19 protein-coding genes and 1 tRNA gene are annotated in these 17,959 nt (G+C 68.6%); 13 read left to right on the plus strand and 7 right to left on the minus strand.

The genetic code is table 11. The annotated features are described in order from the left end of the window. Position 1 precedes the first annotated feature (1 nt). From ACNTAO_RS06735 to arlJ, 11 genes are all read left to right on the plus strand, one after another. Positions 2–979, plus strand: coding sequence for a flagellin (locus ACNTAO_RS06735; protein WP_435161197.1), 978 nt, complete (start codon positions 2–4; stop codon positions 977–979). A 78-nt stretch (positions 980–1,057) separates the two neighbouring features. Beyond that, complete coding sequence (locus tag ACNTAO_RS06740; RefSeq protein WP_435161198.1) at positions 1,058–1,618, plus strand: DUF7500 family protein; 561 nt, start codon at positions 1,058–1,060, stop codon at positions 1,616–1,618. A gap of 99 nt (positions 1,619–1,717) precedes the next feature. Next, positions 1,718–2,071, plus strand: a complete 354-nt coding sequence (gene cheY / locus ACNTAO_RS06745; protein ID WP_435161199.1) for a chemotaxis protein CheY — start codon at positions 1,718–1,720, stop codon at positions 2,069–2,071. Beyond that, the gene (locus ACNTAO_RS06750) at positions 2,071–3,306 is read left to right on the plus strand and encodes a chemotaxis protein CheC (protein WP_435161200.1); all 1,236 of its coding nucleotides are present in this window, start codon (positions 2,071–2,073) and stop codon (positions 3,304–3,306) included. The genes cheY and ACNTAO_RS06750 overlap by 1 nt, the downstream gene beginning before the upstream one ends. Then, complete coding sequence (locus ACNTAO_RS06755) at positions 3,303–3,815, plus strand: chemotaxis protein CheD (protein ID WP_435161201.1); 513 nt, start codon at positions 3,303–3,305, stop codon at positions 3,813–3,815. The genes ACNTAO_RS06750 and ACNTAO_RS06755 overlap by 4 nt, the downstream gene beginning before the upstream one ends. Positions 3,816–3,895: 80 nt before the next feature. Continuing rightward, a complete protein-coding gene (locus ACNTAO_RS06760) occupies positions 3,896–5,530 on the plus strand; it encodes a FlaD/FlaE family flagellar protein (protein ID WP_435161202.1) in 1,635 nt (544 codons plus the stop codon). Continuing rightward, complete coding sequence (arlF, locus tag ACNTAO_RS06765) at positions 5,520–5,987, plus strand: archaellum stator protein ArlF (RefSeq protein ID WP_435161203.1); 468 nt, start codon at positions 5,520–5,522, stop codon at positions 5,985–5,987. Before ACNTAO_RS06760 ends, arlF begins: the two co-directional genes overlap by 11 nt. Next, entirely contained in the window at positions 5,988–6,488 is a 501-nt protein-coding gene (gene arlG, locus ACNTAO_RS06770; protein WP_435161204.1) for an archaellum stator protein ArlG, read from the plus strand. 1 nt (position 6,489) lies between these two features. Beyond that, positions 6,490–7,242, plus strand: coding sequence for an archaellum protein ArlH (gene arlH, locus ACNTAO_RS06775; protein ID WP_435161205.1), 753 nt, complete (start codon positions 6,490–6,492; stop codon positions 7,240–7,242). Between the two features lie 20 nt (positions 7,243–7,262). Continuing rightward, entirely contained in the window at positions 7,263–8,936 is a 1,674-nt protein-coding gene (gene flaI / locus ACNTAO_RS06780) for an archaellum flagellar ATPase motor FlaI (RefSeq protein ID WP_435161206.1), read from the plus strand. Positions 8,937–8,940: 4 nt separating this feature from the next. Next, positions 8,941–10,677 carry an archaellar assembly protein ArlJ/FlaJ gene (gene arlJ / locus ACNTAO_RS06785; protein ID WP_435161207.1) on the plus strand — a complete coding sequence of 579 codons (1,737 nt, stop codon included), beginning with the start codon at positions 8,941–8,943 and terminating at the stop codon, positions 10,675–10,677. A gap of 67 nt (positions 10,678–10,744) precedes the next feature. Here the strand turns inward: arlJ and ACNTAO_RS06790 are convergent, their stop codons facing one another. Beyond that, positions 10,745–11,665, minus strand: coding sequence for an NAD-dependent epimerase/dehydratase family protein (locus ACNTAO_RS06790; RefSeq protein ID WP_435161208.1), 921 nt, complete (start codon positions 11,663–11,665; stop codon positions 10,745–10,747). A 104-nt stretch (positions 11,666–11,769) separates the two neighbouring features. On the opposite strand from ACNTAO_RS06790, the gene htpX reads away from it, so the two are divergent. Together htpX and ACNTAO_RS06800 are read left to right on the plus strand one after the other, a co-directional pair. Further along, positions 11,770–12,639 (plus strand): zinc metalloprotease HtpX, encoded by an 870-nt coding sequence (gene htpX / locus ACNTAO_RS06795; protein ID WP_435161209.1) that lies wholly within the window; start codon positions 11,770–11,772, stop codon positions 12,637–12,639. 59 nt (positions 12,640–12,698) lie between these two features. Next, positions 12,699–13,007: a DUF8081 domain-containing protein gene (locus ACNTAO_RS06800; protein ID WP_435161210.1), complete on the plus strand. Its 309-nt coding sequence runs from the start codon at positions 12,699–12,701 to the stop codon at positions 13,005–13,007. A 7-nt stretch (positions 13,008–13,014) separates the two neighbouring features. Here the strand turns inward: ACNTAO_RS06800 and ACNTAO_RS06805 are convergent. From ACNTAO_RS06805 to ACNTAO_RS06830, 6 genes are all read right to left on the minus strand, one after another. After that, positions 13,015–13,099, minus strand: a tRNA-Ser gene (locus ACNTAO_RS06805). Between the two features lie 85 nt (positions 13,100–13,184). Continuing rightward, positions 13,185–13,829, minus strand: coding sequence for a phosphoribosyltransferase (locus ACNTAO_RS06810; RefSeq protein WP_435161211.1), 645 nt, complete (start codon positions 13,827–13,829; stop codon positions 13,185–13,187). Between the two features lie 41 nt (positions 13,830–13,870). After that, positions 13,871–14,410: an orotate phosphoribosyltransferase gene (gene pyrE / locus ACNTAO_RS06815; protein WP_435161212.1), complete on the minus strand. Its 540-nt coding sequence runs from the start codon at positions 14,408–14,410 to the stop codon at positions 13,871–13,873. A gap of 79 nt (positions 14,411–14,489) precedes the next feature. After that, a complete protein-coding gene (gene kdgK1, locus ACNTAO_RS06820; RefSeq protein ID WP_435161213.1) occupies positions 14,490–15,446 on the minus strand; it encodes a bifunctional 2-dehydro-3-deoxygluconokinase/2-dehydro-3-deoxygalactonokinase in 957 nt (318 codons plus the stop codon). Positions 15,447–15,614: 168 nt separating this feature from the next. Further along, positions 15,615–16,688, minus strand: a complete 1,074-nt coding sequence (locus ACNTAO_RS06825) for an MBL fold metallo-hydrolase (RefSeq protein WP_435161214.1) — start codon at positions 16,686–16,688, stop codon at positions 15,615–15,617. A gap of 71 nt (positions 16,689–16,759) precedes the next feature. Beyond that, positions 16,760–17,848 (minus strand): two-component system sensor histidine kinase NtrB, encoded by a 1,089-nt coding sequence (locus ACNTAO_RS06830; RefSeq protein WP_435161215.1) that lies wholly within the window; start codon positions 17,846–17,848, stop codon positions 16,760–16,762. Between the last annotated feature and the right edge of the window lie 111 nt (positions 17,849–17,959).

The following is a 17,959-nucleotide window of genomic DNA, read 5'->3' on the forward strand; positions in this document are numbered from 1 at the left end:
CATGTTCGAAGCAATCACCACACCCGAGGAACGGGGTCAGGTGGGGATCGGGACGCTCATCGTGTTCATCGCGATGGTGCTGGTGGCGGCGATCGCCGCCGGCGTCCTGATCAACACCGCCGGGTTCCTCCAGACGCAAGCAGAGGCAACGGGCGAAGACAGCACGGCACTCGTCTCAGAGCGGATCAACGTGAACAGTGAGGTGGGCATCGTCGCGAGCGGCGCAGACACGCTCGACGAACTCCGCATCGCGGTCACCGGCGCGCCCGGAGCCGATCAGATCGACCTGGCCGAGACGACCCTACAGGTCGTCGGGCCCGGGGGGCAAGAGAACCTCGTGTTCACCGACGCCAGGATATTGGGGGTCGGTCCGTACGAAAACGGCACGATCAACGAGACCAGAGAGTTCGACGTCGAAATAGGCGACATCAATCAACTTGACGGGATGGAGTCAGACGATCGGAGGCTGCGAGTGATCGTCGAAGATGGCAATACTCCGATCGCTAATGGAACGTTCGACGACGATAACATTACTGACGATGGAATCCAGAATATCAATATAACTGATATTAACCCTAATAGCACTGGTGATACAATTACCGCCAGCAGCAACATAACCATCAAACTGTACAACAGCTCGTCGCCCGAAGATGAGACGACGGAGGTCGCAAACATCACCGTCACCGTCGATGGGGAAGACTCTGCGGCCGCGCTGTTCGAGTCCTCCCAACTTGGGGCGAACGAGTTCGCCGTGCGGCCCACTGACGGCGACACCTTCGTCGACGAACCCGTCCTGAGCGAGGAGACCGACTACACGCTCGTCGTCAACCCAGACGAGGGCGCGTTCGATGACGGTACCGCGTTCGGGCAGGGCGACGATGCGACGATCGACATCGTCTCGCCCGCCGGGGCGACGACGCGCATCGAGCTCAACGCGCCCGACCTCTTCAGCGAGGTCGGTGAGGCGGTCCTCCTGTAACACGCGAGCGCACCGACACGCGCTCGCCGGATCCCGCTCCCCGGAACGCCTATTTTCACACCCACCGACACACCCAGTATGACCGATGACGGCGTACCGCCGGCCGACCCGGACGAACTCGACTTTACCGACGACGAGAGCGTCGTCGAGATCGGCGAGAGCCGGTACGTCGTCGGCACCGAGGGCCGCCCCACGGTCGATCCGGCTCCGGATCCCGAGCCGGCCGACCGGCCGGGCGCGAGCGACGAGGCGACAACTGAGGGTGCCACCAGTGCCGGCGGCGAGGTGACGCAGGCAGCCGTCAACGGCTGGCTTGAGGAATCGTTCGACGACGACGGCTTCACCTATGGAGTCGACCTCACCCTCCACGCGGAGGGCGACACCGCCCGTCACCGACTCGTCTCGAACGACGTGACGGCGACGTTCGACGCGCTCTGTTCGTGGTTTGTCGCCGCGGCGGGCCCGGAGTCGCCACCGCCGGAGGCGCTCGGCCTGCTGCTCGCCGCCGTCGACAGCCCGGTCGACGTGCCGCCGGGAGCGATCAAGGCGTTCGCGGCGACCCACGACCTCGCACCGGACGACTCGATCGCCGACCTCGTTCGGGCCGCCGAGGACGCCGGTGGGTTCCGCATCGACTGACCGCGACGTGGCGAGGACGGTCGCGCTGTCGGCGGTGTATTCTCATCGCTGATAGCCAGGGGCGAGCGATTAAGTGCTCGTTCGGCCCGTGTGTCGTACATGACGCGCGTACTCATCGCAGACGACTCGGAGTTCATGCGGAGTCTCCTCCGGGAGATCCTCGACGACGCGTTCGAGGTCGTCGGCGAGGCCGAAAACGGGGTCGAGGCGGTGGACCTGTACGACGAGCACGGTCCGGACGTGGTGATGATGGACATCGTGATGCCGATCCGCGACGGGATCGAAGCGACGGGTGAGATCACGGGCGCGGACCCCGATGCGACCGTGATCATGTGTACCAGCGTCGGCCAGGAAGAGCAAATGAAAGCCGCGATCAAAGCCGGCGCCGAGGGGTACATCACGAAGCCGTTTCAGAAGCCGAACGTCCTCGACGCGATCGGGTCGGCGGTCTGATGCGCGTCGACGTCCGGGCGCTCGGCGCGTGCAACCGTCTCGCCGAGCGAGGAGCGGAGCGAGCCGCGGCCGCACTCACGGACCTGACGGGGACTGCGCTCGCCGTCGAGGTGACGGGCGTGAGCGTCGCCGCCGCCGACGGCTCGCCGGCCGCGGCCGCCACAGACGGCGAGTGGGTCGGCGTGCGCGTCGGGCTCTCCGGCGGGCTCTCCGGTGCGGCCGTGCTCGCGTTCGACGCCGACCGCGTCGACGGCCTCCTCGAGTTGTTGCCGGGTGACGGCTCGCTGGAACACAGCGCGGTGACCGAGGTGGGAAACATCGCGCTCGGCGGCTTCCTCGACGGCTTCGCGAACCACCTCGGACGGGCGATCGAGTTGACGCCGCCGCAGTACGTCTCGGCCGACGATCCCGCGACCGGGGCGTCCGAGGGATCGACGGACGACCCGGTGTTCCGCTTCGAGAGCCGGCTCGAGGCGGCGACCAACCTCGACTTCTCCATCGCACTGCTTCCGGCGGCGACGCCGTTTCGCGACCTCGCTCGCGGGCGCCCGCCGTCCGGTGACGCCGGCGCGACGGCGGGTGCGTCCGGTGCGGTCCTGAGTGGCAACGCGGAGCCCGCAGCGGGGCGCGCGGAGGCCGCGACGACGGGGGTGACGTACGACGCACTCCTGCGGTTCGCGTCGCTCGCCGCGGAGGGGTCGGAGACGGCCGCGGCGAACATCGAGGCGATGACCGGCCTCGAGACGACCGTCGACGTGAGTCGTCTCCGGTTCGTGCCGCTCACCGACGTGCCCGCAGCGGTCGGCACGGCCCCCCACGCCGGGACGGTGTTCGAACTCCACGGCGAGCCGAGCGGCTACCTGGCGATTCTCTTCGCTGAGCCGTCGGCCGCGCGGATCGCCGACGCGATGCTTCCGATGGAACCGGACGAGCCGCTCGGCGAGATGGCCGAACACGCGCTCTGTGAGCTCGGCAACGTGATGACGAGCGGGCTCATCGACGGGTGGGCGAACGTCCTCGAGACGTCTATCTCGCACTCGCCGCCCGAGTTCGTCCACGACATCGGTGCGGCGACCGTCAGCCCGCTCGTCGCCGCGTTGAGCCGGCGACAGGACTACGGATTCGTCGTCGACGCGACGATCCGGACCCGCAGCGTCGAGGCGCGGTGTGACGTGTACGTGCTCCCCGACGAGCGCGAGCTCGTCGCCGTGCTTCGCCGGCTCGCCGACCCGTGACCCCGCTCACCCCGGGTGAGGCCGGGTCGCCGGGCCGCCCGCGGCGCGTCCGCGTCGGTGTCGGTGACCTCGCGGTCGTCACCGACGACGCGACCCTGACGACGAGCGGGCTCGGCTCCTGCGTCGCGGTCGCGATGGCCGACCGGCGCGCCGGCGTCAGGGGGCTGTTACACGCGATGCTCCCGTCGGCGGCGCGGTCGCGTCCGGCAGGACCCCGGCCGGGCAAGTACGTCGACAGCGGGATCGACGCGCTCTGCACGGCGCTCGTCGACGCTGGTGCGGCGTCTACGCGACTCGACGCACAACTCATCGGGGGCGCAGAGCTCCTCGACCTCACGGCCGCCGTCGGCCCCCAGAACGTCGAACGGGCCCGCGAGCGTCTCACGGCCGCGTCGATCCCGATCGTCGCGAGCGACGTGGGTGCCGACGTCGGCCGCACCGTTCGGTTCGGAGCGGACGGAGACGTCGTCGTCCGAGCCGCAGACGGGTTCGAGCGAGTGATCGGGTGACCGCCGCGTCGCGTCGTCGATTCTCACGTCCGATATTTTGGAGAGAGGCTTCAAGTGTCGACCGGGGGTGTTCGCGATCGATGGGGCTCGACGCAGCGTTGATCGACGGGTCGGTACTCGTCTGGGGAGCCGTCGCGTCGGGGATCGTCGGCGCAAGCGTTCTCGACCGGCTCTTCGACTCCGGAGAGTCCGACGACGATGCGGTGTTCGACGACGCGGGTGGGCTCGACGGCAGCTCGGGAGACGACTCGTTCGAGGCGTTCGACGAGATGGACGAGTGGGACGACGAGTTCGGGGGTGGTGACGACGACGACGACGGCGACACCGGTGCACTGGCGGGTCGAATCGACGACCTCGAAGCGGAGGTCGCGACGCTCTCGTCGACCGTCTCGACGGTCCGCTCGGAGAACGAGGAGATCGCCGCCGCGATAACGGACACCGAAGAGGACGTGCGGAGTCTCCTCGACATCTACGAGATGGTCACCCGCGGGATCAACCCGTTCGTCGACGAGCCCAGCGCGTTCGGAGACGACCCAGGGCAGGGCTCGTTCGACCTGTTCGAAGACGACGCCGACGAGGCGGCGTCGCTCGACGAAGACGTCGCCTCGGCGGACGCAGCCGGCTTCTTCGACGAAGACCTCCTCGAGGGAGACGAAAGCGACGATGGCGACCCGTTCGGCGGCGCGGACCCGATGGACGACACAGCAGACGACGGACGCGTGCCGGACGACGGAACGCCGACCGACGATCCAGACGCCGGCGGCCCCGCCGACGCCGCGTTCGCGACCGACCCGGCGGACGAGGACCACGCTATGACCGACGAAGGCAAGAGCTTCAGCGAACTCAAAGCGGAGTACGACGCCGGCGAGGCCGACTGGGCCGACGAGTCGGCGACCGGTGACGAATCATCGGAAGACGACGGGCCGGCACCGCCCGACGCCGACCCCGACGACCTGTCACTCGACGTAGAGCCGGTCGGAGACGGCGAGTCGAACGAGGACGCCCTCGGATTCGGCGAGGCCGACCTCGAGGAAGCCGACCCGGAGGGAGACGATGGCGAGGTCGGCGACGGCACAGTCGACGAGGTTGAGACGGACGAGCGTACGTTCGACGACCTCGGATTCGACGAGCTCGGGTCCGACGACGGTCACCTCGGCGGCGACCCGGCAGCGGAACGCGACGAGGTCGGTGCTCGACGCGTTCGTGGCGGCGACCCGGCCGCAGCGTCCGGGGACGCCTTCGAATACGTCGACGACGAGGACCTCGCGGAGCACCGCCGGAAGCCGTACCTCACCGAGCTGCCCGGCGACTACGTCGGCGACCTGCTCGTGATGGAGTGGCTCGAGTTTCTCGTCGCGGCCGGCGACGTCACCGACGCGGTTCGCGCGGTGAACTACTACGAGCGGATCGAGTGGGTCGGTCCCGCGGCCGCCGATCGGCTCCGCGAGTTTCTCTCGGGGTTCGGCACGGTGGATCGGAACCTCGTCGACCGTCCCGGCACGGACCGCCTCGGCCGCGACCACCACACGCGCAGTCTGCGGTACATCACCCAGCTCAACGGCGCCGACAGCCACCTCCTCTTGTTGGATCGCTGGGACGACCTCGTCGGGCGCCCGCTCGTCGACGGCTCGTCGGCCGCCGACACAGACCGCACCGGACGACGGCCGCCGACCGACCCCACCGCCGCTTCGAGGAGGGACGGCCGTGGGCGTTAGTGTCTCCGCGTCGGCCGCGGTCGTCGCCGCCGGGCTCTTCATCGCGCTCACGACGGGGTACCCGGCGGCGGCGAACGGATTCGACCGCGTCGCCGAGGGCACGGCCGACAGCCACGAACGGGCACTCGACCGACACCACACGGCGATCACCGTCGAGACGGCGACGTTCAACGCGAGCGGGAACGACGCGCTGACCGTGACGGTGGTCAACGACGGGGCGGACGCGCTGGTCGTCGACGACCTCACGCTCCTCGCCGACAACGCGTTCGTCGACGTCGCCGCCGACCCGGCGTGGACGACCGTCGAGGGTCTCGAGGCGACCGGCCTCGTGCTCCCCGGTGAGACGCTCACGATGTCGGTGCCGGACGACGCCGTCACCGCGGACCTCGCGGGTACGACCCGCGTCACGGTCGCGACGGGCACCGGCGTGCGGGCCGTCGCGGAGGTGAGCGGGTAGATGGCGAGTGTCTCCGTCTCTCACCTGGTGTTGTTCATCGCCAGTCTCGTCATCGCCGCCGGCGTCGTCGGGACGGTCACGACGGGCGTCGACCGCGTGAGCGCCGCCGTCGAGGACGGCAGCCTGGAGGCGACAGAGCAGCTCCGCACCGACGTCACGGTGATCTCCGACCCCGCAGCGGGGGTGTACGACCCGGACGCGGGGACCGACGGAAACGTCACGCTGCTCGTAAAGAACGTCGGGAGCCAACGGCTCGCACCGACCGGGGCCGGTCTCGACGTCGTCTTCGACGGCCAGTACGTCCCGCCGTCGGCGACGACCGGCACGGTCGTCTCCGTCGACGGCGCGACCGTCTGGGGCCCGGGAGACGTCCTTCGGCTCACGATCGACCTCGACCGGATCGAGGGCGTCGACGCGCTCGCGACTCCGAGCGACCACCGGGTTAGGATCGTACTCAACGGCGACGAAGAGGCGTTCGCGTTCCGGGTCGAGGAGGCGTGAGATGGCGCGCGCGACCAACCTCCACTCGATCGGCCTCGACGACCACGACCGGCTGAACGCCGAGCTCGGTGGCGGCATCCCACGCGGCAGCATCGTCCTCGTTGAGGGCGACTACGGGGCCGGCAAGAGCGCGCTGTCACAGCGGTTCGCCTACGGCCTCGTCGACGAAGGAGCGTCGGTGACGCTGTTGTCGACGGAGCTCACGGTTCGCGGGTTCATCGACCAGATGCACTCGCTCGCGTACGACGTGGTGAAGCCGTTGTTGTCCGAACGCCTGCTGTTTTTACACGCCGACTTCGACGCGGGCGGCGCCTTCTCCGACGGCGACGGCGAGCGCCGCGAGCTGCTCACCCGGCTGATGGACGCCGAGGTGATGTGGCAGCCGGAGGTGATCCTCATCGACACGTTCGACGCCATCCTGCGAAACGACCCGACGTTCGAGGCGCTCGTCCGGAAGAACGAGGAGCGACAGGCGGCGCTCGAGATCATCTCGTTTTTCAGAGACGTGATCGCGACGGGGAAAGTCGTCGTGCTCACCGTCGACCCGTCGGCGGTCGACGACGAAGCCATCGGACCGTTTCGGTCGATCGCAGACGTGTTCTTCGAACTCGAGATGGTCGAAGTCGGCAGCGACATCCGCCGACAGATCAACGTGAAACGCTTCGCGGGCATGGGTGAACAGGTCGGCGACACGATCGGCTTCTCGGTGCGTTCGGGGACGGGCATCGTCATCGAGAGCCGGAGCGTCGCCTGAACGTACCTCGATCCACGCACATGACCGACCACGGCACCAGAACACCGTCCGACGACCTGCGACAGGCCGCGATGCGCCGGCCACACCTCCGGCGGCACCTTCGTGAGTTCAAACAGCTCACGGGTGAGTTTCCGTTGTTCATCGACGAGCCGAAAGGCGAGTACGAGTCGGCACATCCGAACGTGTTGTACCCGGTCGGGGGACCGATCTACTGTCACGTGTACGGCGACCTCGGTCAAGAGACGAAGTACTACGCCATCGAGCCGACCGTGTCCGGCCCGCAAGCCGCCGTCCTCGAGCGGGTCAAAGACGAGCTGCTCGCCGCGAGTGGGGGCCGAACCGCACCGGAGTCGGAGACGGAGTACGACGACCTCATCGAGGAGCTGCTCGCCGACGTCACGCACGTCCACCACGACGACGGTGGGCTGAAAGCGGAGGCCGAGCGGTTACTCAACGCGGGCAAGCTCACCGTCACCGAAGAGACCTACGAGAACATCCGGTACCGGCTCAACCGGGACATCGTCGGGCTCGGGCCGCTAGAGCCGGTGATGCGCGATCCGGCGAACGAGGACGTCCACGTCATCGGACCCCACGAGTGTCACGTCGACCACGGCACGTTCGGGATGCTCGAGACGACCGTCGACTTCGGCAGCCCCGCCGAGTTCGACGCCTGGCTGCGCAACATGGGCGAGCGGATCGGTGACCCGCTGTCCGACTCCGACCCGATCGTCGACTCGACGCTGCCCGACGGCTCGCGGATCAACATCATCTACTCCGACGACGTCTCGCTGAAGGGCGCCTCGCTCACGATTCGGCAGGGCGAAGACGTCCCGCTGTCGGTGAATCAGATCACGGATTGGGGGACGCTCTCTCCGGAGCTCGCGGCGTATCTCTGGTTGTGTCTCGAGAACGAGCGCACGGTCTTCGTCGTCGGCGAAACCGCCTCCGGGAAGACGACGACGCTGAACGCGATCCTCTCGTACATCCCGCGCGACTCGAAGATCTACACCGCAGAAGACACCGCCGAGGTCGTCCCCCCACACAACACCTGGCAGCAGCTGTTGACCCGCGAGGGCGGCGGCGAGGGGAGCACGGACGTCGACATGTTCGACCTCGTTGCGGCCGCGCTTCGCTCGCGGCCCGACTACATCATCGTGGGTGAGGTCCGGGGCGCGGAGGGGCGGATGGCGTTTCAGGCGGCACAGACCGGTCACCCGGTCATGCTGACGTTTCACGCCTCCGACATCGTCTCGATGATCCAGCGGTTCACCTCCGAGCCGATCTCCGTGCCCGAGCCGTTCATGGACAACGCCGACGTAGCGTTGTTCCAGAATCGGGTGAAACGCGGCGACGAAGTGCTCAGGCGTGTGACCAGCGTTCAGGAGATCGAGGGGTACTCCAAGGAGATGTCCGGCGTCGTCACCCGCGAGGTGTTCAGCTGGGACCCCGTCGAAGACGAGATCGTGTTTCAGGGGATGAACAACTCCTACGTCTTAGAAGAGCAGATCGCGACGCTGCTCGGGTACGCCGACACCCGCGAGATCTACGACGACCTCTCGTTCCGTGCGGCCCTCGTCGAACGAATGATCCAGGAGGGCGTCCTCGGCTACCACGAGGTGAACCGCGTCATCGACGCGTTCCACCGCGACGGGGTGGAGGGACTGCCCTTCGAGATGCACCGATCGGTGCGGTGAGTCGATGGGGGCATCCACGGACCACGACGGCGTCGCCGCCGCGCTGGGTGCACTCGACGCGGTGCTCGCCTCGTACGACCGGCTCGACGTCTCGCGACGCCAGTACGTCGGTCTCGTGCTCGTACCCGCGGCCGTCGTCTTTGCGGCGTCGATAATCGGTGCGGTCCTCCTCCCGCTCCCGCTCGCCGCTCGGGTCCCCATCCCGCTCGTCGGCGGACTCGTGCTCGTCGCGGCGGCGATTTACCCGGCCATCTACCGCAGCAGCCTGGAGGCGCAGATCGACAGCCAACTTCACCTCGTGATGACACACATGACCGTGTTGTCGACGACGAACATCGACCGCGTCGAGGTGTTTCGGACGCTGGCGCGCGAGCGGGAGTACGGTCCCGCGGCCGAGGAGATCGGACGGATCGTCCACCTCGTCGACACCTGGAACCAGAGTCTCGACGACGCGTGTCGCCGCCGGGCGAAGGAGGCGCCGTCGGACGCGCTCTCGGACATCTTCGACCGCCTCGGCTACACGCTGGGTGCCGGACAGTCGCTATCGGCGTTCCTCGTCGCCGAACAGGACGTGATACTCTCGACGTACGAGACCCGGTACGAGGCGGCGCTGTCGAACCTGGAGGTGATGAAAGACCTCTACATGTCGATGATCCTCTCGATGACCTTCGCGCTGGTGTTCGCGGTCGTGCTCCCGATACTCACCGGCACCGACCCGACGGTGACCGTCTCCGCCATCATCGTCCTCTTCGTGTTCGTCCAGTTGGGATTCTACGTCATGATCCGCGCGACCGCGCCCGCGGACCCGGTCTGGTACCACCCCGAGGAGGGAGCGCCCGGCGACGTCCGCCTGTGGGCGTCGCTCGTGGCCGGGGGCGGACTTTCGGTGGTACTCGTCGGCGTCACCGCCGCGGGGATGGTCGGCTACGGTCCGGGTCTCCCGGGACTGGTGTGGTTCCTCGACGACGTCCAGCTCCCGCTGTACGTCGCGATCCCGGTCACGCCGCTTTTTTTCACCGGGCTGTTTCTCCGGCGTGAAGAACGGGCGATCACGGCGCGCGACGAGGAGTTCCCCTCGTTCGTTCGCGCGCTCGGGGCGACCGAGAGCGCGAAACAGTCGACGACGACCGACGTGTTGTCCACGCTCCGCGAGAAGGATTTCGGGGCGCTCTCGCCGTCTATCACGCGGCTCTACCGCCGGCTGAACCTTCGTATCAGCACGGAGGGGGCGTGGCGGGCGTTCTCACGAGACACGCGGTCGTACCTCGTCCAGAAGTTCTCGGAGATGTACCTCGTCGGCCGGCGGATGGGCGGCGACCCGAAGCTGCTCGGCGAGTTGATCTCGACGAACATGAGCGCGGTCAACCAGCTGCGCGAAAAGCGCCGGCAGTCCGCGGTGACGTTCATCGGGCTGTTGTACGGGATCACCGCGGCCGCGACGTTCGCGTTCTTCATCGGGCTCGAGGTGGTCGGGATCCTCGCGGACATCACCGCCGACTTCGGCGTCGACCGCCTCGACATGGCGAAGATCGTGCACCCGGGCGCGTACAACATGCCACTCATCGAGTTCCTGTTGTTGGCGGTCGTGGCGTTCAACGCCGCCCTCTCCTCGCAGATGATCCGGACGATAGACGGCGGGAACCCGGCGAACGGCTACATCCACTTCGTGGCGCTGACGTGGCTTGGTGCGCTCACCGCGATCGGAACGCGGATCCTCGTCGAGGCGGTCCTCGCGGTGTGAGGGCGACCCGTGGCGTGAGGGCGACCCCGTGGTGTGTGGACGGTCTCACGCCCTCGAGACGAGTGGCTCACTCGAAGAGCGTCGGCTCCTCGACGGTCGCCGCCGCGGCTGTCCGCCACGAGTGCTGTGGCTCCCAGCCGAACCGGTCGGCGGCGCGTTCGATCGCGTAGGCGCTTCGGTCGTCGTCGTCGCTCACGGCGGTCGCCTCCGGCACCTCGTCGTAGACCGCACGGAGGAGCTCGAGTAGCGGCCGGCCGAGAGCGTTGTCGGCAGCGACGCAGTTCACCGCCTCGTGTGTCCCCGGTGGGATCGGTGGGCGGTCCGTGCGGAGCGCGTCGACCGCGCGGGCGACGAGCGCGGCGACGTCTCGGACGTCGACGTATGACCAGAAGTTCCCGGCGCCGGCGTCGAGGTCGTCCGTGTACGCGGGCGCTCTACAGGCGTACGCGCCGGGGTACTGGATCCACGACGGCCGCAGCGAGACCGCGGACACGTCGTGGCGTCTCGCGACCGCCGCGGCCGTCTGTTCTGCGGTCACCTTCGAGAGACCGTACGGGTCTTCGGGCCGCAGGGGGTGCGATTCGGTCACGGGCACCTCGTCAGGCATCGGTGTGGGCTCGGCGAAGAAGAACCCGTACGCGCCGTCGCTCGACGCCTGGACGATCGGGGCGTCGGCGCGGCCGGCGGCCGTGAGGACGTTGTGTGCGGCCAGCACGTTCGTCTCGAAGACGCGACCATCCGGGTGTGTTCCCGCGACAGGGATCGCGGCCCAGTGGACCACGACGTCCGGGTCGACGGCGGCGACGACGTCGAGTGCCTCACCGCGGTCCGCGAGGTCGGCGGCTCGAAACGAGAGTCCCGGGGCCGGCTCACGGTCGAGCCCGGGGTGGTCGTAGTCGACGACGACGACGTCGTGGTCGGTCGCGAGTCGGTCTGCGATCCAGCGTCCCGAGGCGCCGCGTCCGCCGGTGAGTAGGACCGTCGCCATAGGCGCGGATCGCCCGACACGGGCTAAAGCGCGTCGACCGTGGTTGGTTGGGGGCCGCTTGACGCGCCGATAGGCTTTATCCCTCTGAGCGGTTACTGTCGTACATGGACTGGCAGACCGACTGGGGATTACGGGGACGAATGGCGCTCACCATGTTCCTCCTCTTCGGGCTCTACGTCGTCTTCGTCGGCGCGCTGACGGTGTACTTCGGCGACTTCCTCTTCCCGCTGATCATGCTCGGTGGGTTCTCGGTCGCCCAGTACTTCTTCAGCGACACGCTGGCGCTGCGAAGCATGGGCGCCCGTGAGGTGAGCCCCGAGGAGTTCCCCGACCTCCACCGACGGATCGAACGGCTGAGCCAGCAGGCGGACCTCCCGAAGCCCGCGGTCGCGGTCGCCGACACGCAGGTGCCGAACGCGTTCGCGACCGGCCGCAACAAGAAGAACGCCACCGTCGCGGTGACGACCGGGCTGCTCCGGTCGCTTGACGACGAGGAACTCGACGGCGTGTTGGCACACGAGCTCGCACACGTCAAGAACCGCGACGTGATGGTGATGACCATCGCGTCGTTCCTCTCGACTATCGCGTTCTTCATCGTGCGGTGGGGGTGGCTCTTCAGCGGCGACAACCGCCAGGGCGCCCCCGTGATCGTGGCCATCCTGGTGTCGCTCGTCGTGTGGGTCGTCTCGTTCCTGCTCATCCGGGCGCTCTCACGGTACCGCGAGTACTCTGCCGACCGCGGTGCGGCCCTGATCACCGGGAAGCCGGGAGCGCTGGCGTCGGCACTCGTCACGATCGACGGCCGGATGGACCGGGTTCCGAACGAGGACCTCCGCGAAGAAGCCGAGATGAACGCGTTCTTCATCATCCCGATCCGCGCGGGCATCGTCGGCAAGCTCGCCTCAACGCACCCCTCCACGGAAAACCGGATCGAGCGGCTCCGCGACCTCGAACGCGAGATGCAGACCGCCTGAACCGGCGTGGTCGCCCGCGTCCGACGGGGATTTTTGTGTGCTGGCCCGTCACAGCAGTCGTGAGCGTCGTCGTCGCGGTCAAGCCGTCGGCTCGCAAACGCAACGCGAAGGTCGGCCGACTCGTCTTCGAGGACGGCTCCAGGCATATCTTCGAGAGCCGTGCGGCCGCAGCGCAGTGGGCGAGCGACCTCTCGCGCGGTGACGGCCACGTGTGGGTCGCGGCCGCACATCCCCGCGACGAGAGCGGCGCCGACCTCTATCTGCTCTCGCGGGCGACGAACGCGAAGCTCGAGGCGGCTTACGACAAACGGCGGCGTCGCCTCCGCGGCGAGGCTGGGGCCGAACAGCGGTCGCTCGACGGCACGTGAACGGAGACGCCGAGGCGGAGATTTGAACTCCGGTGTCCGAATGGACAGTAGATTTCGAATCTACCGCCTTGGCCAGGCTAGGCTACCTCGGCTCAACTCGACGTTCGACGGGTCTGCTGTTATGGGTTTCGATCGACTATTGATCGCCGCGTGCGGTCGGTTCGATGCGGGTATCGATCACGGCTCCGCGTCGAGGTACGCGATCGCCTCCTCGTCTGTCACCTGACCGAATCGCTCGTAGAACTGGCCGACGCCTTGGAAGTTTGTCGGCGTCGACAGACACACCACCTCGTCTGCGGTCGCCGCCAGCGCGTCGACGGTGTCCGGTGGTGCCACCGGAATCGCGACGGTGAGATGGGCGGCATCGGCGGCGCGCAGCTGGCGGAGACACGCGTGTAGCGTCGCACCCGTCGCGGCGCCGTCGTCGACGATCACCACCCGCTCGCCGGCGACGGGCGGCTCGGTCTCGTCGCCGCGGTACCGAGCCGCCTTCTCGCGCGAGCGCTCGGCGACCCGCTCGCGCTCGCGCTCGAAGTACGCCTCGTCTGCGCCCGTTCGTCGTATCGCCGACTCGGTACGCCAGACGCTTCCGTCGGTCGCGACCGCACCGATCGCGTACTCCGGATTGTCCGGCGCACCGATCTTCTTCGCGACGACGACGTCAAGGGGGGCGGCGAGCGCGTCCGCCACGGCTCGACCGAGCGGGAGCCCGCCGCGCGGGATCGCCACCACCCGATCGACGTCGCCGTGTCGGTCGGCGAGCGCCGCCGCGAGCCGGTCACCGGCGTCGGCTCGGTCGGTGAATCGCTCTCCATCGGACATGCCTCGACCTGGTCGACCGAGCTACAGAAAGCTGGCGGCTGTCACCGGTCGGCGAGGAGTTCTCCGGCCGTGACGAGCGACTCCAGGGCGACGTCGTGGTCGGCGAGCGTCTCTGTCGCCCCTTCCTCGCGGTCGACGACGACGAGGACGCGCTCGACGGTCGCGCCCGCCTCCCGGAGCGCGTCGACCGCGTCCGCGGCCGACTGGCCGGTGGTGGCGATGTCTTCGATGACGACGACCTCCTCGTCGGCCGCGAGCCGCCCCTCGATTCGATTGCCGGTGCCGTACGATTTCGCCTGCTTGCGGGCGATCACGTACGGTCGGTCGAGTTCGGCGGCGGTCACGGCCACGAGCGGAACCGCCCCGAGTGCGACTCCAGCGAGGGTCGCGTCGGTCGCGTCGAGCCGGTCGGCGAACGCCGCGGCGATCTGGCGGAGACACGCCGGGTCGGTCTCGAAGAGGTACTTGTCGACGTAGTACTCGCTGGTGCCGCCGTGTGAGAGCTCGAACTCGCCGAAGCGGACGGCGTCCGACTCGCGGAGCGCCGCGATGAGTTCCTCGCGCGTCTCGTCGTCGCTCATGGCTGAGGTGGGTCTCCCAGCGAGTATAAACCGGTCGGAACCGAGCCCGTCGGGCTCGCTGGATCGTCACCACCGTTTCTCACCGATCGATACCGTCGTCGCCGGCGATCACTCGGTCGACCTCGGTCGGGGTGACGACCGCCACGTCGCCGGCGACGGTGCGTTTGAGCGCGGCGGTCGCCGCCGCCCGCTCGAGTGCGGTCGGAACGTCGTCGCCGCCGATCCGCGACGTGAGGTAGCCCGCGACGAACGCGTCTCCCGTGCCGATGGCGTCGATCGTCTCCGCCTCGAAGACGGCCTGCTCGTGCGTTTCGTCGCCGTGGCGGGCAAGCGCGCCCGCCGCGCCGCGGGTGACGACGACGGTGTCGAAGTCGTGTGCGGCGGTCAGCTCGCGAGCGATGGCGTCGGCGTCACCGTCGAGCCCGAGCACCGCGCGGGCGTCTCGCTCGGGAATAAAGAGCACGTCGACGGACGCGAACAGCGACTCGTACCGCGCCCGCGCGGTCGGCCGATCCCACAGCTTCGCGCGGTAGTTCAGGTCGAACGTTCGCGTTGCGCCTGTCTCGCCCGCTGTCTCCAGCAGTGTCCGCGTCGTCTCCGCCGTGCTCGACGCGAGCGCGGGCGTGATGCCCGTGGTGTGGACGAACTCCGCCGCGTCGACGGGTCCTCGTGGGAGCTCCTCGGCCGTCATCGTCGTGATCGCGGCGTCGGCGCGGTCGTAGATCACCGTCGTCTCGCGGGGGTCGACGCCGTGTTCGAGGTAGTAGGTTCCCACCCGGCTCGTCGACGGGTCCGTCCACGACACCGCGGTGTCGACGCCGTGGCTTCGAAGTTCGCTCACGACCCGCCGACCGAGCGACGAGTCGGGGAGCTTCGACACCCAGGTGGCGTCGGCACCGAGGCGAGCCGCCCCGACAGCGACGTTGCTCTCTGCGCCGCCCGCCTGCACGTCGAGCTCGCGGGCGCACTCGAGTCGCTCGCCGCGCGGCGGCGAGAGACGGAGCATCGTCTCGCCGAAGGTGACGAGGTCGGTCATCGCACCCACCACCACGAGCGGGTCGTCGGTTGGTCCATGCGTGTCGCTCGTCGGCCGACCGTGATAACGTTCCGCCCGGTTCCCGGCCGTGGGTACGTCTCACCCGGTTACACCGGGTTCGGCGTGTCGACTGGCGGACGAGCGGAGCTGTCTAGAGTGGCTGGCGGCTCACCCAGCGTCGTCCAGCCGCGTCGTCGGAAAGAGCGCGTCGACGTCGGGAGTGGACTCGACGAGGTGGTACGTCGTCTCGTCGCGCTCGGCGACGCCGGCGCCTACGAGGTGGTCGAGATGTGCGAACGCCTCGCCCGGCCCGTGGAGCACGTGGATCCCCTCGAGGTCGCCGAACAGCGCGGCCGAGGTCTCCCACGCGGTCGCCGGCCCGCGGTCCAACACGTCGACCACCCGAGCGGTTCGCTCTCGGTGGTGAGCGAGTATCTCGGCGGCGCGCCGCGCCGGCTCGTCGATCCGGTCGCGGTGACCCGGGTGTGCGACCGCGGGGTCGCGGTCGACGAGCCGCGCGAGGCTCGCGGCGTACGTGGCGAGCGGGTCCTCGACACGGACGTCGGCACCCCCTACGTTGGGCGTGTACCGCGGGAGCAACGCGTCGCCGGTGAAGATGGCCGAGCGATCCGTCCCGTCGTCGGTGCGTCCGTCGTCAAGGCGGGCGTCGCTGGGTCGGCCCCCACCGGTGGAGTCGACCGCTCCCACCACGGCCGGATCGAACGCGAATCCGCAGAGGCCCGCGGTGTGTCCCGGGAGATGAACGGTCTCGAGGGTCACCCCACTGAGGTCGACGACGTCGCCGTCTTCGACCGGCGTCACCGTCGGGTCCCGCTCGACGAGCCCCGTCGCCGCCGACTCGAAGAACGACTGGAGTCGCTCGCGTGCGGCCGCTGGCATCCCCCACGCCGTGAACGTCTCGCGTTGTTGTGCTGGGTCCGCAGTGAGCGGCTGTTCGCTCCCGTCGACGATCGGGGCGTCGGCGGCGTGAACCACGACGCGTGCGCCGCTTTCGGCCTGGATCGCGCCGGCCAGGCCGGCGTGGTCCGGGTGCCAGTGGGTGAGGACGACGGTGTCGACGTCGGCGAAGCCGACGCCGTGGCGCTCGAGGTCCGCCTCGAGGTCAGCACGAACCGCCGGGGTCGCGACCGCGGTGTCGACGAGCGTCGTCTGGTCGGCCTCGATCAGGTAGACGGCGTTTTGGCCCTCGAAGACGGTGTTGTCGAGCTGAATCCGGTGCACGGGTGCGTCTCGGTCCGGAGCGTCGAAAGGGTTGCTCTCTGCGGCCGGCCGATCGGTCCGGCGGCGACGGCTCACGCCGGGTCGACGCCCGTGAACGCGAACCGTGCACCGCCGTCTCGGCTCGGGGTCACGTCCACAGACCAGCCGTGTGCGGCGGCGATCGCCTCGACGATGCTGAGCCCGAAGCCGGTGCCGTCGTCGGCGGTCGTGTAGCCGCTTTCGAACACCGAATCGCGCTCGTCGGGCGGGATTCCGTCGCCGTCGTCTGCGAAGAAGAATCCCGCTCTGTCGGCGAGTGCGCCGACCCGGACGGTGAGACGCGCCGCGTCAGAGGGTGCGTCGGTCGTCGCTGCGCCGTCGCGATCGGCGTTGACCGGGTCGCTCGCGTCCGTCCCGTGTTCGACCGCGTTTCGGATCAGGTTCTCGAAGAGCCCCTCGAGCCGCGTCTCGTCGGCGAGAAACGCGTAGTCGCCGTCCACCTCGAGCGTCGCGCCGGGCGTCACGACGTTCTGCCACGCCGACTCGGCGACGTCCGCGAGATGAACTGCTGTCGTCTCGTCGAGCTCGTCGCCCGCCCGCGCCAGCATCAGCAGGTCGTCGACGAGTGCCTCCATCCGGTCGTGTGCGCGCTCGACGTGCTCGAGATGGGACTCCTCGCCCGACGCACGGAACAGCTCGAGCCGTCCGCTCGCAACGTTCAGCGGGTTCCGGAGGTCGTGTGAGACGATGCTCGCGAACTCGTCGAGTCGCTCGTTCCTCTCACGGAGGGCCTCCTCGCGGCGTTTCCGCTCGGTAATGTCGCGGACGACTCCCACGCGGTCGAGGTCGTCGTGCTCGGGGACGACGTCGAATCGCATCTCGACGGGGAACGTCTCGCCGCTCGCGGTCTCGAACTCGTACTCGATCACGCCCCGGTCTTCGTCCCCGGTAGCGATCGCCTCGCGGGCGCTCGTCGCCTTCGTCACGGCCGCGTCGGTCGCCCACTCGTGGACGTGTGTGCCGAGGAGGGTCTCGCGGCTCACGCCTTTCATCTCCGCGTACCGGTCGTTGACGTAGACGAGGATGCCGTCCGGATCGACGGCGTAGACCCCGTCTTCGAGCGACTCGAGGATCGTCTCGTACCGGTTCCGATCGCGTTCACAGGACGGGGGATCGGTCATGTGACTATTCGTTCACCATTGGGCGCTCGGGGGTTTAAGTTGGTCGTTCGTCGCCCGAGCGATGCGGGTCGGTCTCGGTGATCCACCGTCTCGGTCGAACCCGTCGGTGAA

Source organism: Halorubrum zhoui (genome assembly GCF_051194155.1).
Taxonomy (GTDB): Archaea; Halobacteriota; Halobacteria; order Halobacteriales; family Haloferacaceae; genus Halorubrum.

Bases quoted from the DNA above. Each gene is read 5' to 3' on its own strand.
- ACNTAO_RS06735 (WP_435161197.1), top strand. From the start codon at position 2: ATGTTCGAAGCAATCACCACACCCGAGGAACGGGGTCAGGTGGGGATC.
- ACNTAO_RS06740 (WP_435161198.1), top strand. From the start codon at position 1,058: ATGACCGATGACGGCGTACCGCCGGCCGACCCGGACGAACTCGACTTT.
- cheY (WP_435161199.1), top strand. From the start codon at position 1,718: ATGACGCGCGTACTCATCGCAGACGACTCGGAGTTCATGCGGAGTCTC.
- ACNTAO_RS06750 (WP_435161200.1), top strand. From the start codon at position 2,071: ATGCGCGTCGACGTCCGGGCGCTCGGCGCGTGCAACCGTCTCGCCGAG.
- ACNTAO_RS06760 (WP_435161202.1), top strand. From the start codon at position 3,896: ATGGGGCTCGACGCAGCGTTGATCGACGGGTCGGTACTCGTCTGGGGA.
- arlG (WP_435161204.1), top strand. From the start codon at position 5,988: ATGGCGAGTGTCTCCGTCTCTCACCTGGTGTTGTTCATCGCCAGTCTC.
- arlH (WP_435161205.1), top strand. From the start codon at position 6,490: ATGGCGCGCGCGACCAACCTCCACTCGATCGGCCTCGACGACCACGAC.
- flaI (WP_435161206.1), top strand. From the start codon at position 7,263: ATGACCGACCACGGCACCAGAACACCGTCCGACGACCTGCGACAGGCC.
- arlJ (WP_435161207.1), top strand. From the start codon at position 8,941: ATGGGGGCATCCACGGACCACGACGGCGTCGCCGCCGCGCTGGGTGCA.
- ACNTAO_RS06790 (WP_435161208.1), bottom strand. From the start codon at position 11,665: ATGGCGACGGTCCTACTCACCGGCGGACGCGGCGCCTCGGGACGCTGG.
- htpX (WP_435161209.1), top strand. From the start codon at position 11,770: ATGGACTGGCAGACCGACTGGGGATTACGGGGACGAATGGCGCTCACC.
- ACNTAO_RS06810 (WP_435161211.1), bottom strand. From the start codon at position 13,829: ATGTCCGATGGAGAGCGATTCACCGACCGAGCCGACGCCGGTGACCGG.
- pyrE (WP_435161212.1), bottom strand. From the start codon at position 14,410: ATGAGCGACGACGAGACGCGCGAGGAACTCATCGCGGCGCTCCGCGAG.
- kdgK1 (WP_435161213.1), bottom strand. From the start codon at position 15,446: ATGACCGACCTCGTCACCTTCGGCGAGACGATGCTCCGTCTCTCGCCG.
- ACNTAO_RS06830 (WP_435161215.1), bottom strand. From the start codon at position 17,848: ATGACCGATCCCCCGTCCTGTGAACGCGATCGGAACCGGTACGAGACG.